Annotated in this window: 10 protein-coding genes and 1 pseudogene; 9 read left to right on the plus strand and 2 right to left on the minus strand. The window is 72.6% G+C overall.

The window, feature by feature from the left end; genetic code table 11:
- The first annotated feature begins 100 nt into the window (after nucleotides 1-100).
- The 6 genes and pseudogenes from ACIRPU_RS11575 to ACIRPU_RS11600 all read left to right on the plus strand — a co-directional run.
- On the plus strand, nucleotides 101-2,935 hold the full coding sequence (locus ACIRPU_RS11575) for a DEAD/DEAH box helicase (RefSeq protein ID WP_403865096.1): 2,835 nt from the start codon (nucleotides 101-103) through the stop codon (nucleotides 2,933-2,935).
- Nucleotides 2,935-5,271, plus strand: a complete 2,337-nt coding sequence (locus ACIRPU_RS11580) for an SWIM zinc finger family protein (protein ID WP_403864938.1) — start codon at nucleotides 2,935-2,937, stop codon at nucleotides 5,269-5,271. The genes ACIRPU_RS11575 and ACIRPU_RS11580 overlap by 1 nt, the downstream gene beginning before the upstream one ends.
- Nucleotides 5,272-5,316: 45 nt before the next feature.
- The gene (locus ACIRPU_RS11585; protein WP_403864940.1) at nucleotides 5,317-5,529 is read left to right on the plus strand and encodes a hypothetical protein; all 213 of its coding nucleotides are present in this window, start codon (nucleotides 5,317-5,319) and stop codon (nucleotides 5,527-5,529) included.
- Nucleotides 5,523-5,921, plus strand: a complete 399-nt coding sequence (locus tag ACIRPU_RS11590; RefSeq protein ID WP_403864943.1) for a VOC family protein — start codon at nucleotides 5,523-5,525, stop codon at nucleotides 5,919-5,921. Before ACIRPU_RS11585 ends, ACIRPU_RS11590 begins: the two co-directional genes overlap by 7 nt.
- 62 nt (nucleotides 5,922-5,983) lie before the next feature.
- On the plus strand, nucleotides 5,984-6,313 hold the full coding sequence (locus ACIRPU_RS11595) for an ArsR/SmtB family transcription factor (RefSeq protein ID WP_403864946.1): 330 nt from the start codon (nucleotides 5,984-5,986) through the stop codon (nucleotides 6,311-6,313).
- A 10-nt stretch (nucleotides 6,314-6,323) separates the two neighbouring features.
- A pseudogene (locus tag ACIRPU_RS11600) lies at nucleotides 6,324-7,051 on the plus strand (cation transporter); the annotation flags it as partial.
- A 99-nt stretch (nucleotides 7,052-7,150) separates the two neighbouring features.
- Here the strand turns inward: ACIRPU_RS11600 and ACIRPU_RS11605 are convergent.
- Entirely contained in the window at nucleotides 7,151-8,347 is a 1,197-nt protein-coding gene (locus ACIRPU_RS11605; RefSeq protein WP_403864949.1) for an amidohydrolase, read from the minus strand.
- Between the two features lie 191 nt (nucleotides 8,348-8,538).
- On the opposite strand from ACIRPU_RS11605, the gene ACIRPU_RS11610 reads away from it, so the two are divergent.
- Nucleotides 8,539-10,002, plus strand: a complete 1,464-nt coding sequence (locus tag ACIRPU_RS11610) for an aminotransferase class I/II-fold pyridoxal phosphate-dependent enzyme (protein WP_403864952.1) — start codon at nucleotides 8,539-8,541, stop codon at nucleotides 10,000-10,002.
- Between the two features lie 200 nt (nucleotides 10,003-10,202).
- Here ACIRPU_RS11610 and ACIRPU_RS11615 read toward each other — a convergent pair whose 3' ends face one another.
- Nucleotides 10,203-10,775 carry a DUF6328 family protein gene (locus ACIRPU_RS11615; protein WP_397666491.1) on the minus strand — a complete coding sequence of 191 codons (573 nt, stop codon included), beginning with the start codon at nucleotides 10,773-10,775 and terminating at the stop codon, nucleotides 10,203-10,205.
- A 247-nt stretch (nucleotides 10,776-11,022) separates the two neighbouring features.
- On the opposite strand from ACIRPU_RS11615, the gene ACIRPU_RS11620 reads away from it, so the two are divergent.
- Together ACIRPU_RS11620 and ACIRPU_RS11625 are read left to right on the plus strand one after the other, a co-directional pair.
- Entirely contained in the window at nucleotides 11,023-13,143 is a 2,121-nt protein-coding gene (locus ACIRPU_RS11620; protein ID WP_403864955.1) for a SpoIIE family protein phosphatase, read from the plus strand.
- Between the two features lie 342 nt (nucleotides 13,144-13,485).
- A complete protein-coding gene (locus ACIRPU_RS11625) occupies nucleotides 13,486-13,770 on the plus strand; it encodes a hypothetical protein (protein WP_403864958.1) in 285 nt (94 codons plus the stop codon).
- The last annotated feature ends 102 nt before the right edge of the window (nucleotides 13,771-13,872 follow it).

Here is a 13,872-nt window from a genome sequence, read left to right on the forward strand (position 1 = left end):
CCCCGGCCGGCCGCCGGGACCGATTGTCAGACCCCGCCCGTAGAGTCGAAGACGACTGATCCGACACGCGGGCGGGAGGTGGACACCCGGCATGAGCGTCATGGCCGACGGCACGGCCGAGGCGGAGCCCGGCTCCGTCTCCGTGCGACTCGCCGCCGTCTTCCTGCCCGCGCCCCTTCCGCGCGAGGGCCGCGTCGCCTTCTGGGACCCGGACGACGGCCCACTGCCCGGCACACCGGACGCGGAGCACACGGAGCTCACCGTCGTCCGGCGGCAGGGCTCGTCCATCCGCCGCCGGCAGGCCCCCGCCCTCTGCCTGCCGCTCGACAAGGCGCTCCCGCTGCTCGTGCGGGCCCGCCGCGACCCCGCCGCCCACCCGGCGACCGCCTGCTGGGGCGCGGCGGCGCTGCACGCGCTGCGGCTCACCGCCCGCGGCCGCCTGCTGCCCGGCCTGACACCCACAGGCCACGACGCCTGGCGGGCGGGCCCGCTGGACCCGGAGGACATCGCACATCTGCGCGCGGTCGCCGCCGCGCTCCCGCACGAGGGCCACGCGGTGCCGCTCCCCGGCTCCGGGCCGCTCCTGCTGCCCCGCCCCGAGGCCCTGATGCGGTCCTTCCTGGACGCCGTGGCGGACACCCTGCCCCGCACCCCGGCCGCGCCGCACGCGTGCGGGAAGCCGTTCGCCGACCGTCGGCCCCAGCGGCTGCCCGGCGCGCACGACTGGGCCGCGGAGGTCGCCGCGGGCATGGACGCGGGCGTGCGGATCTCGCTCCGCCTCGACCTGTCCGCGTACGACATGTTCGACCGGCTCGACGACGGCGAGCGGGCGCGCCGGGCGGGCGCGGCGATCGTCCAGGTGCACAGCCTCGCCGACCCCACCCTGATGACCGACGCGGCGGCCCTGTGGGCGGGCGAGGCCGACGCCGCCTTCGGGGCACGCGCACGCGTGGACGCCGCCCTCGCCGTACGGCGCGCCGCCCGCGTCTGGCCGCCGCTCGCCCGGCTCGCCGAACAGGACGCACCGGACGTCCTGGCCCTGTCCGAGGACGAGCTGGGCGATCTGCTCGGGGTGGCGGCCACCCGGCTCGCGGCGGCCGGGGTCGCCGTGCACTGGCCGAGGGACCTGGCGCAGGACCTCAGCGCCGCCGCGGTGGTCCGGACCGCCCCCGGTTCGGCGACCGACGGCACCGGCTTCTTCGAGAGCGAGGAACTGCTCCAGTTCCGCTGGCAGCTGGCGCTCGGCGGCGACCCGCTCAGCGAGGCCGAGATGGACACCCTGGCGGAGGCCCACCGCCCGGTGGTCCGCCTCCGTGACCAGTGGGTCCTGGTCGACCCGGCGCTGGTGCGCAAGGCCCGCAAGCGGGAACTGGGTCTGCTGGACCCGGTCGACGCCCTGTCCGTCGCCCTCAGCGGCACCGCCGAGATCGACGGCGAGAGCGTCGAGGCGGTGCCCGTCGGCGCCCTGGCCGCCCTGCGCGACCGCCTCACCGCCGGTGTGCACCCCGCCGACCCGCCCGCAGGCCTGCACGCCACCCTGCGCGACTACCAGCTGCGCGGCCTGGCCTGGCTGGACCTCATGACCTCCCTGGGCCTCGGCGGCTGCCTCGCCGACGACATGGGCCTCGGCAAGACGATCACCGTCATCGCCCTGCACCTGAAGCGGGCCCGCACCGAACCGACCCTGGTGGTCTGCCCGGCCTCCCTCCTGGGCAACTGGCAGCGCGAGATCAACCGCTTCGCGCCCGGCGTCCCGGTCCGCCGCTTCCACGGCGCCGACCGCAGCCTGGCGGACCTCGACGGCGGCTTCGTCCTCACCACGTACGGCACGATGCGCTCGGCGGCGCCGACCCTGGCCGGGCAGTCCTGGGGCATGGTCGTCGCGGACGAGGCCCAGCACGTGAAGAACCCCTACTCGGCGACGGCGAAGGCGCTGCGCACGATCCCGACCCCCGCGCGCGTGGCCCTGACCGGCACCCCCGTCGAGAACAACCTCTCCGAGCTCTGGGCCCTGCTCGACTGGACGACACCGGGACTCCTCGGCCCCCTGAAGTCCTTCCGCGCCCGGCACGCGCGCGCGGTCGAGAACGGCGAGGACGACCAGGCGGTGGAGCGTCTCGCCCGTCTGGTCCGCCCGTTCCTCCTGCGCCGCAAGAAGTCCGACCCCGGCATCGTGCCCGAGCTGCCGCCCAAGACCGAGACCGACCACCCGGTCCCGCTCACCCGTGAACAGGCCGCGCTGTACGAGGCGGTGGTACGCGAGTCCCTGCTGGCCATCGAGACGGCGGACGGCATCGCCCGGCGCGGCCTGGTGCTGAAGCTGCTGGGCGCGCTCAAGCAGATCTGCGACCACCCGGCCCTGTACCTCAAGGAGGAGACCGCCTCCGTCGGGGACGCCCTGGCCGCCCGCTCCGGCAAGCTCGCCCTGCTCGACGAGCTGCTGGACACCCTGCTCGCCGAGGACGGCTCGGCCCTCGTCTTCACGCAGTACGTCGGAATGGCCCGCCTGATCACCGCCCATCTCACCGCCCGCGCGGTCCCGGTCGACCTGCTGCACGGCGGCACCCCGATCCCTGAGCGGGAGCGGATGGTGGACCGTTTCCAGGCCGGGGCGACCCCGGTCCTCGTGCTCTCCCTGAAGGCCGCCGGCACCGGCCTCAACCTCACCCGCGCCGGCCATGTCGTCCACTTCGACCGCTGGTGGAACCCCGCGGTGGAGGAACAGGCCACCGACCGCGCCTACCGCATCGGCCAGACCCAGCCGGTCCAGGTGCACCGCCTCATCACCGAGGGCACGGTCGAGGACCGTATCGCCGAGATGCTCCAGGCGAAGCGAGCCCTGGCCGACGCGATCCTCGGCTCCGGCGAGTCGGCCCTCACCGAACTCACGGACCGTGACCTGTCCGACCTGGTCAGGCTGCGGAGGGAGGCGTGATGGGGGAGACGGAGAAAGCCGAGACTCCGGCCGAGAGCACGGCCGAGAGCACAGCAGTGAGCACGGCCGAGACCGCAGCCGCCGTCACGGCCGGGGAGCGACGGGAGAAGGCCGCCGGCCCGGCCGACGAGGCACGCCGGGCGCTGCGGGCGGCTCGGGAGCGCACGCAGGAACAGGAGCCGACGCAAGGACCGACGAACGGACCGACGAACGGGCCGACGAACGGGCCGTCGCCCGAGTCCTCGGTGCGGCCCGAAGGACCCGCCGTCAGGCCCGGCGACGCGGCCCGCGCGGCCCTGCGGCGCACGGCGGAATCCGCGCCGCCGGCCGACGCCGTGACCGTGGCGGATCCGCCCCCCGTGGAAGCCGCTGGGGCCGACGCCGCCGCCCCCACCACGGCCCCCACTCCGCCGGCGAACCCCATGCCGACGGACCCCACGCCCTCGACCCCCACCTCGTCGGATGCCTCGCCCTCGACCCCTACCTCGTCGGATGCCTCGCCGGCGGACGCCGAGCCGCGCGCCCCGCAGGCCGGCACCGGCTCGCGCCCCGGGGACATCGCGCGTGAGGCGCTGCGCGCCGCCCGCGCGGAGGCCCGGCAGGGCCCGGCCGAGCCCCGGACGCGGGCAGGCCGCAGGACCCCGCGCGGCGACGGCGGCCTCCGCCCCCGCGCCGACGCAGGTCCCACCGACGCGCGTCCCACCGACGCCCGGCGACACGGCAGCGCACACGACCGTGTCGCCGACGAACGAGCGCGAGTCGTACGGGAGTTGCTCGCGGGCGCCTTCCAGATGCCGTCGGAGGATACGGCCGGGGCCGAGGTCCAGGCCGAGGCCCGGGCCGCGGGTGAGGTCCAAGCCGAGGGCGAGGTCCAGGCCGAGGGTGAGGCCGAAGTCCAGAGCGAGGGCGAGGTCCAGGCCGAGGGTCAGGCCGAGGGCGAGACCAGTCCCGGCAACGCGACGGCGACGGCGTCGGCGACCGCGGGAAGTTCACCCGAAGGTTCACCGTTCGCGGCTCCGGTCGGAAGCGCGCCCGCGTCGCCCCACCGGCTTCCCGAACCGCCCCACACCCCCCGCACCATGGCCGCCCCCGCACGGGACGGCGAGCACCGCCGCACCTTCCCCGCCTTCCCCCCGCGCACCGGCGGATCCTTCGCCGGGACCTGGTGGGGCAACGCCTGGGTGACCGCGCTGGAGGAGGGTGCGCTCGACCCCGCGCGCCTGGCCCGCGGACGCGGTTACGCGGAGCGGGGGAACGTGGACGCGATCACCGTCACCCCGGGGCTCGTCCTGGCGTACGTGCAGGGCAGCCGTCCCCGCCCCTACCGCGTGCAGGTGCGGCTGCGCACCCTCGGCGGCGAGGACTGGGAGCGCTTCCTGGAGGCGGCCGTCGAGCGCCCCGGGCACATCGCCGCGCTGCTCGACAAGGAGATGCCCGAGTCCCTCGCCGAGTGCGGGGTGCCGCTGCTGCCCGGTCCCGGCGACCTGGAGCCGCAGTGCAGCTGCCCCGACCGCGGTCACCCCTGCAAGCACGCGGCCGCCCTCTGCTACCAGACCGCGCGGCTGCTCGACGCCGACCCGTTCGTCCTGCTCCTGCTGCGCGGCCGGGGCGAACGCGAGGTGCTCGACGCGCTGTCCCGCCGTAACGCCACCCGCGCGGCCCGCGCCGCTCAGGAACAGGAGCCGGAGCCGCTGCCGGGCGTAAGGGCCGCCGAAGCCCTCGCCGAGCGCCGGCTCCCGCCGCTGCCCGCCCCGCTGCCCGTGCCGCCGCATCCCGAGCAGCCCCCGGCCTACCCGTCCGCGCCGAACGGCCCCGACTCCTTCGCGCTGGACCACCTCGCGACCGACGCCGCCGCCCGCGCCCACGCCCTGCTGACCACCGGCCACGACGAGATCGGCGAACTCGACCTGTGGCGGGACGCCGTACGGCTCGCCGCGTCCCGCCCCGGTTCCGGGCTCACCGTCACCACCCGCGCCCTCTACGCCGCACTCGCCGCCGCCGTCGGCCGCACCCCCTCCGACCTGGCCCGCGCGGTGGCCGCCTGGCGGCAGGGCGGACCGGACGGCCTGACCGTCCTGGAGGAGACCTGGGACCCGCCGGCCGGCCGCTTCGACCGGGCCCGGCCGCTCCTCCTCGCCGCCGACCTCCCGGCCTTCCGCCCGCGCCGCAACCACCTCACCCACCCGCGCGGACACGTCCAACTCCGCTTCGGCCGCGACGGGTTGTGGTACGCGTACGAGTCGGAGCCGGGCCACGACGACTGGTGGCCTCGCGGCACCCCCGACCCGGACCCGGTGGGCGCGCTGACCGGACTGGGCGGCTCGGGCGAGCTCTGACCCGCCCTGCGCGTTGCCGCGTGCCGCCGGGTGTTCACCGGGCCGGTGGGCGGCATCCAGGCCAGCGACCACTACGGTGTCGTCGCGGATCTGGCGCTGCCGCCGCATACCCCCGGACGCTGGGCCGAGGCACAGGGGATTACCGCCGCAGAGCACAACGGCGGTGGGAGGGCCGGGCGGCCGGTGCGGGACGAGGAGGTGATCGGGTCCGGCACGGTCACGCCGTCGCGGCACCGCCTGGGCCGGCCCGCATGCTGAGGATCGGAATTCCTGTCATCGGCGTCTCGGACATCCCCCGTGCAGCGGCCTTCTGGACGCGGGCCCTGGACCTGGTGGCCAGCGAGGAATGGAAGAGCGAGACGTGGCAGACGCTCAACCACACCGACGGCTCCGGCCGAGCAATCGGCTTGCTCCGCAGCACGTCGCGGGCGGAGCCGCACCCCCGTCTCCACCTGGATCTCTTCATCGACACGACGCAGGAACAACAGGCAGAGGTGGAGCGACTGGTCGGCCTCGGTGCACAAGTGGTCGACCGGGACCTCTACCCGCCCGACCCCGATTTCGTCGTGCTCGCTGACCCGGACGGAAACATCTTCTGCATTGTCGACCTGAGCCGTGCTCCCAGCGGCGGCAATCGACCGACGCCCTGAAGGCCCTATCCTCCCGCTGGATCTGCTTCGACCCGGGGCGAGAAACTCACCTGTTACCGACCATGCGTGGACTGATCGTAGGCCCACGAACCAGACATCATCATTCACGAGCCGACCCGATCCGCTGCCGGACCCTCCTCGCCCTGCGCCAGGCGCCGGCCTACCCCGCCGACCTTGCCGACACCCTCGGCATCTCCCGCACCCGCTTGTCCGACCACCTGGCCTGCCTGCGTGACTGCGGCCTGGTCGTCACCATCCTTGACGGACGACGCACCCGCTACGAGCTCGCCGACGAACGCCTCGGCCACGCCTTGGAACACCTGCTCGCCTCGGTAGTCGCGGTCGAGGCGGACAGCATCTGCCCGGACGCCGCCGAGAAGGGCTGCTGCTGACGTCACCGCGATATCCCTCGGGCCGTCCCCGGCCCACCGCGATGTCCTCACCCGGCGCATACGCCTGCTGGTCGCCGCGACCATCACCTACAACGTCATCGAAGCCGTCGTCGCCCTCACCGCCGGCACGATCGCCTCCTCCACTGTGCTGATCGGCTTGGGCCTGGACTCCGTCATCGAGGTGTCCTCGGCTGGGGCGGTCGCCTGGCAGTTCTCCGCCCGCGATCACGCCGTCCGCGAAGCCCGCGACCAGCGCACGCTACGGATCATCGCCGTCTCCTTCTTCGCGCTTTCCGCCTACGTGAGCATCGACGCCATCCGCGCCCTGACCGGACAGGAGGTACGTTTTCCGGCAGCAAACGTCTCACGAGGTCGGTTGTGCGCGGCGCGTCCCGCGGGCCTTCCCGGGAATCCAGTGAGGTCGACCGTTCCCTCCCCGGCATCGTCATCGCCGCCCTCTCACTGGAGATCATGCCGTTCCTGTCCGCCGCCCAGCGCAAGGCCGGGCGCGACCTCGGCTCCGTCAGCGCCGTCGCGGATTCCAAGCAGACCCTGCTGTGCACCTGCCTCTCCGCCGTCCTCCTGCTCGGGCTGGTCCTCAACGCCACCCTCGGCTGGTCCTGGGCCGACCCGATCGCCGCCCTCGTCATCGCCACCATCGCCGTCAGGGAAGGCCATGACGCCTGGCAGGGCAAGGACTGCTGTGCTCCCACCGCCCACACCCCGGCTTCCGCCGGGACCGCTGCGGCTGTGACGGACACGGTCCGTTGGCGCGGATGGCTCGTTCGGCCAGGTGCGAGGCGATGGCTCGGGGAAGACGACTACGGCGGACATGGCTCATCGTCCCGCCCTCCGGTGAAGTCTCCGCGCCTCCTCGCGCAAGTCCGCGTTGCAGAGCACGTCCGCGGCCGTGCAGGCCAGCGCGCTGGTGACGGCGACGAGTACGTCGCGGGCCCGGGGGGAGGCGGCTGCGGCGGCGAACTCGGGGGTGTGGTCGGACCCGTCGTCCATGATGGCGACGAAGGGGTGGATGGCGGGCACGTGTGTACTGACGTTGCCGATGTCCGACGATCCCAAGTAGACGCCCGGCGCAGGTGGCGTCAACTCGATCCCCGCCCCGGACAGGTGTCCGGCGAACGTCTCGGACAGCAGGCCGCTGTCACGGAAGTGCTCGTAGCGGACCGTGGCTCGTTCCACCTCGGTCCTGGTGCCCGTGGCGTGGGCCACGCCCTCGGCGCCGGTGCGCAACTGCCCCGTCAGGTCGTCCAACGCATCGGTCGTTGCCGCGCGCAGGCCGAACAGCCCCTCCGCGTACTCCGGGACGATGTTGGTGGCCTTGCCCCCGTCGGTGACGATCCCCTGAATGTGAGAGGCCGCCGGCAGACGCCTGCCCAGGGCGGTCAGGACGTTGAACAGTTCGAGCAGCGCCAGGAGAGCGTCGACACCTTCGGTCGGGTTGCCTGTGGGGTGCGCGGCGCGGCCGTGGAAGGCCACCCGGTACTGCACCTGCGCCGTCAGTGGCGCCCGCGTCCAGTTGTACACGCCCGGGTGGAACATCAGCGCGGCGTCGACGTCGTCGAACACGCCGGCCTCCACTTCCAGGACCTTTCCGCCCCCGCCCTCCTCGGCCGGCGTCCCGACAGCCGTGACACGTCCGGTCGAGGTGGCCAGCACAGAGTTCAGCGCGAGCGCCGCTCCCAGACCGGCGGCTGCGATGAGATTGTGCCCGCAGGCGTGGCCGAGGCCCGGCAAGGCGTCGTACTCCAGCAGCAGTGCCACGGCGGGACGGCCTTGACCCGAGTGGGCGGTGAACGCGGTGGGCATCCCGGCCACCCCGCGCTCGACCTCGAAACCGGCCTTTTCCAGTTCGCCCGTCAGCAGTGCCGCGGCCCGGTGCTCGGCGAAGGCGTGCTCGGGGTGGGCGTGCAACTCGAGGGCGGTCTCCCACAGCAGATCCGCCCGTTTCGCGACCTCCACGCGTAGCCCGGCGTGGACATCGGCGCTCAAGTCGTCGCCGGAAGGCGTACGGGCCACCTGGCCTCCTCTGATCGAAGTGCCGTCGTCCGTCTTCGCTTCGTGCACCACCGGGTGCCACCAACCGGGCGTCGCAACACCCCGGGGTTTCAACCGAGGCACCGGTGCAACTCGTCCGGTGCGCTCTCGGACGACGCGAAGCAAGTCATGCCGAAGTGCGGCCGGGCGGAGGATGACCGCTGGGAGGAACGATGGATCACTCGCGGGTACCCGTGCTGGAGGCGCTCCAGGAGTTCCGGCGTCGTGGAGACGTGGCGTTCGGCCCGCCGGGGCACAAACAGGGCCGCGGCGTGGATCCGCGGGTGGCTGACATCGTCGGGCTCGACGTGTTCCGGTCGGACGTACTGTCCCTCAACGGATTGGACGACCGCCGTCAATCCCAGGGCGTGCTCAGCCAGGCTCAGGAATTGATGGCCGACGCGGTGGGGGCCGAACAGGCGTTCTTCTCCACCTGTGGCAGTTCCCTGTCGGTCAAGACCGCCATGCTGGCCGTGGCCGGTCCCGGCGAGAAACTGCTGCTGTCCCGCAACGCGCACAAGTCGGTGATCGCGGCCGTCGTCGTCAACGGCGTGGAGCCCATCTGGGTGCACCCGAAGTTCGACGCCGAACGGCACCTCGCGCACCCCCCGGAGCCCGACGACGTCCGGCGCCGTCTCGAGGAGCACCCGGACGCCAAGGGCATGCTGCTGATCACTCCCACCGACTGGGGCACCTGTGCGGACGTGGCGGGCGTGGCCCGTGTCTGCCACGAGTTCGACGCACCACTGATCGTCGATGAGGCATGGGGGGCTCATCTGCCGTTTCATCCCGGACTGCCGGCCTGGGGCATCGACGCCGGGGCCGACCTGGTGGTCACCAGCGTTCACAAGATGGGCGGGGCCATCGAGCAGAGCTCCGTCTTCCACCTCCAGTACGACCGGGTGTCGCCGGAGGCCCTCAAACAGCGGGAGGACCTGCTGGGCACCACGAGCGCCTCGTCCCTGGTCTACGCGACCCTCGACGGCTGGCGCCGTCAGATGGTCGAACACGGGCGCGATCTCCTGGAGGCCGCGCTGCACCGGGCGGAGCGCATTCGGTCGGCCGCCGCAGATCTGCCCGGTCTGCGACCCATGGGCGGGGAGGTTGTCGAGGAAGGGTTCGCCGCCGCGTTCGACCCGCTGAAGATCGTGATCGACGTACGGGAACTGGGTATCAGCGGCATGCAGGCGGCCGAGTGGTTGAGGGCGAACCGGCACGTGGACGTCGGTGGCTCCGACACCTGCCGGATCAGCGCGTCCATCACGCACGCCGATGACGACGAGACCGAGAAAATCCTGCTGGACGCCCTGCGCGCGCTCGTCGAGGGCGCCGACTCCATCGAGAAGCAGCCGCCGGTGCGCCTGCCCGAGCCCTCGGACCTGGAACTGGAGCAGGCGATGCTGCCGCGGGAGGCGTTCTTCGCCCCGGTGGAGCACGTGTCCGCCGAGCGCGCCGCCGGACGGATCGCCGCGGAGATGATCAGCCCGTACCCGCCGGGGGTGCCCGTTGTCGCTCCCGGTGAGGTCATCACCGACGAGGTTCTGGACTACCTGCGCAGCGGTGTCGAGCACGGGGTCCTGATCCCGGACGCGGCCGACCCGTCGGTCAAGACGCTCCGTGTGGTGGCGCGGAACTGACGACGGTTGATCAGAGACATGGTCCTTCTCGGTGCGGCGAGTACCTGAATGTCGGCGTCGGCAGTGACCGACGTGATGCCCCCGCCGCGAAGCGGGCCCCGAGGCGCTCCCCTTCGGCCCGCGACGCCGGGGGCGCCGGAGGCCCTTCTCAGGAACCCGGGATGGGCCTCCGGCGCTGCTCAGCGGTCAACAGGCGCCCGTCATGAGTGCTGTGCACCGCCAGGCCGCGAGCGCTGAGCGGCACGGCGGCGCAGGCGCAGCGGCAGCACGTACCAGCACAGACCGAACCACAGCATGACTCCGCCGACCAGCACTTCGGCCAGGACACCAGGCACCACGAAACGCAGGATCAGCAGGAGCGTGCAGCCGATGGTCAGCGCCAGGAGGACCATGCCGCACATCATCAAGCGGCAGGCGGCCTCGACCACCTCGTTCTTCATCCGCTGACCGGACAGGAAGCGGTGGATGGAAACGGGGGCTATGAGCGATCCGGTGGCCGCCGCGCCGAGCACCACGGTCAGGACGTAAATGACGCGGTCCACCGTCTCCAGCTCTCGGAACAGGGGGGTGAAGGCCACGCTGAGCAGAAAACCGAAGAGAATCTGCACGCCCGTCTGAGTGACCCGCGTTTCCTGCAGGACCTCGTTCCAGCGGCGGTTGACGCGCTCACGCGGCGACTCCGGCTCATCTCCACCGGATCCCGGATAATGGCGGTGGTGGTGCGGGCAGCAGGCGGTGTCCTCTTTCGCCAGGTGCCCCGGCTGTTCTGTCATGGTCAAGGCATCCTCCGATTCCCAGGAACAGCGGTTGCCCCGATTGGCGCCTTTCATGCAGGTCGGGGCCGTGTTGGCGCGACCGGTCCGAGCGGGCGGGGGAGAGGGTGTCGCATGCCCGTTCGGATGCGCTGGGCGTCTGTGGCTGGGTTATGCGCTGACCGGTTCGTGTCGGCGTAAGGTCCTCATATGGGCGCATCACGTCACGCCCGGCTAGTCGGCTTCTCGTCGACCGAGGAGGTGTCTCGTGGTCAGCGCGGGCGACCCCTCTGTCGCGGACGATCCTGTGGAAGCGGCGTTCGCTGACTCGGTCCGCCGGACCGGCGCTTCCCTCGGCGCTCTCTTCCTGCTGGAAGCGGACCGTCGGCTGCTGCGGCTGCAGCTGTTGAGCGGAGCACCGGCCGAGTTCGCCGCTCCCTGGTCGCAGGTGCCACTGACTGCGCCCGCACCGGTGGCCGACGCGGTCCGCGAGGAACGTCTGGTGTGGGTGAGCAGTCACGAGCAGATGGCCCACGCCTATCCGCGCACCGCCATGGCGCTTCCCTACCCACTGGCCATGGTCGCCGCTCCGGTCATCGGGGTCCGGCCGCACGGAGCCATGCTGCTGATCTGGCCGGCCGGCCGCCCGCCGTACATGACCGCCCGGGAGCGCGGCAACATCGAGTCCAGTTGCCGACGCCTGGCCCGGCTGCTGGAAGAATCCGCGGAGGCCGGCGTGAGCACGGTCTCGGCCGATGGACCTCGCGTCGTCCGCCTGGGCACCGGCCGACCGTCCGTGAGCCAGGAGCTGGCCGCGGCGGACCTCGTGGAGCGCCTGCCCGGCGGAAGCTGTTCCGTGGATCTGGAAGGGCGGATCACGTACGTCAGCTCCGGGGCCTGCGAGCTGCTGGGCCGCCCCGCAGACCAACTGCTGGGCACACTGCCCTGGCAATCCCTGCGCTGGCTCGACGAGCCCACGTACGAGGACCGTTACCGCGCCGCTGTCATCAGCCGCGAGCCTGTCGTGTTCTCGGCGTGCCGTCCGCCGGACCTGTGGCTGGACTTCCACCTCTACCCTGACGCGAGCGGCATCAGCGTGCGCATCGTACGCACCGGTTCCGACCCGCCGCCGGTCCCCGCGCCCCCCGGCTCCCCGCGCAGCGCCGCACCGACCCGCGCCGGCCAGCTCTACCAACTCGTACATCTCGCGGCCGCGTTGACGGAGGTCGTCGGCGTCCAGGACGTCATCGACCTGGTCGCCGACCAGGTCATGCCGGCCTTCGGGGCGCAGGGTCTGGTGCTGTCCATGGCCGAGGCCGGCCGACTGCGGATCACCGGCCACCGTGGCTACCCCGCCGACGTCGTGGACCGACTCGACCACCTGCCCCTCGACACCGCCTTCACCCCGGCCGGGCGTGCCCTCGGCAGCGGCATCCCCGCGTTCTTCTCGGATCCGGCCGAGATGCGGCGCATCAGTCCGGAAGCTCCCTTGGCCAGTGGCAAGCAAGCCTGGGCCTTCCTGCCGCTGATCGTGTCAGGCCGGCCGGTAGGGATCTGCGTCCTGTCGTACGACACCCCGCACGTGTTCTCGGCGGCGGACCGGGCCGTGCTGACCTCGCTCGCCGGGTTGATCGCCCAGGCTCTGGACCGTGCCCGCCTCTACGACACGAAGCACGACCTCGCCCACAACCTTCAGCAGGCGCTGCTCCCTCGTGCTCTGCCCGCGGTCACCGGCCTACAGACGGCGGCCCGCTATCTGCCCGCGACGCGTGGCATGGACATCGGCGGCGACTTCTACGACTTCATCCCGCTCGGGACCGCCGGCGCCGCGGCCGTCATCGGAGACGTCCAGGGACACAACGCCGCCGCGGCCGCCCTCATGGGGCAGGTGCGTACGGCAGTACACGCCCACGTGGCCCTCGGCGCGGCCCCGGACCAGGTGCTGTCCCGTACCAACCGGCTCCTGACCGATCTGGGTCCCGATCTGTTCACCAGCTGCCTCTACGCGCACGTCGACACCCTTCGCGGGCACGTGACGTTCGCCAGCGCGGGCCACCCGCCACCCGTGCTGCGCGGGCCCGACGGCGCCGCTCTGCCATTGGACGTTCCGCCCGGGCCTCTCCTGGGCATCGATCCCGACGCCGCTTTCCCCCTGACCGAGGTTCCCTTCGTCCCGGGAGCCGTGCTGGCGTTCTACACCGACGGTCTGATCGAAGAGCCAGGAGCGGACCTCGACGACTCCATCGCCCGCCTCGCCCGGCGACTCGCTCACATCGGCGACGGCCCCCCGGACGCGCTCATCGACGACCTGCTCAGGACGGCCGGTCCGGGAGGGCAGCGCACGGACGACATCGCCGTGCTCCTCCTGCGCCGGGCCGTGCCGGGCTGAGCGGGGGGTGCGCTTTTCGGCCCAGCCCTGAAACCGGGCGAGCGAGGCGCACGGACGGCGTCCGGCCAACGGCTCCGTCCAGCGCCGGAGCCCAACCGGCCAGGCCGCAGCAGCCAAGGCGGAGGCGACGTCGACGGCCGTGCCGAGGTGCACCTGGATGACCAGGCGGTGACCGGTGGTGTCGGACTTGTCCCTGGGAGTGACCTGCCGCGTGTTGCGCTCTTCCCACTCGTGACGGTTACGCCCGCTGTGCCGCGACATCGGCCGAGTGGTCCTCGCGCGTCGAGGGGCCGCTTGCAGGTACGTCGACGTAATGACCCCGCACATGAAGAGGCCCTCGGCATGACGACCGACGAGGCGGCAGCCGCCCGCATCGCGGCACTGGCCGGGGAACTGCCCACGACGGAGCTTCCCCGGCGTCTGTGCTCGGCGGCGTGTGCCGCACTCGACGCAGACGGGGCCACCCTGTCGCTGCTCACCGACACTCCCGCCCGCCAACTCCTCGCCGCCTCCGGCGCGACGGCACTGCGGCTCGAGGAGATCAAGTTCACCGTGCTGGAGGGTCCCTGCATCACGGCCGCGGCCGCAGGTGTCTCGGGGCGGCTTTGGCCGGGGGCAGGGCGCTAATGCTTTTTCAGTAATGCTTTTCATTCAGTGCACCGAATGCGTGGAGGGACGAGCACCGGGGTTACGGGGACGCGATGCCGGGGTACCGAGGATGCGGTCGGC

The organism is Streptomyces sp. NPDC102259 (assembly GCF_044766465.1).
GTDB lineage: Bacteria > Actinomycetota > Actinomycetes > Streptomycetales > Streptomycetaceae > Streptomyces.

Bases quoted from the DNA above. Each gene is read 5' to 3' on its own strand.
- ACIRPU_RS11575 (WP_403865096.1), top strand. From the start codon at position 101: ATGGCCGACGGCACGGCCGAGGCGGAGCCCGGCTCCGTCTCCGTGCGA.
- ACIRPU_RS11580 (WP_403864938.1), top strand. From the start codon at position 2,935: ATGGGGGAGACGGAGAAAGCCGAGACTCCGGCCGAGAGCACGGCCGAG.
- ACIRPU_RS11590 (WP_403864943.1), top strand. From the start codon at position 5,523: ATGCTGAGGATCGGAATTCCTGTCATCGGCGTCTCGGACATCCCCCGT.
- ACIRPU_RS11595 (WP_403864946.1), top strand. From the start codon at position 5,984: ATGCGTGGACTGATCGTAGGCCCACGAACCAGACATCATCATTCACGA.
- ACIRPU_RS11610 (WP_403864952.1), top strand. From the start codon at position 8,539: ATGGATCACTCGCGGGTACCCGTGCTGGAGGCGCTCCAGGAGTTCCGG.
- ACIRPU_RS11615 (WP_397666491.1), bottom strand. From the start codon at position 10,775: ATGACAGAACAGCCGGGGCACCTGGCGAAAGAGGACACCGCCTGCTGC.
- ACIRPU_RS11625 (WP_403864958.1), top strand. From the start codon at position 13,486: ATGACGACCGACGAGGCGGCAGCCGCCCGCATCGCGGCACTGGCCGGG.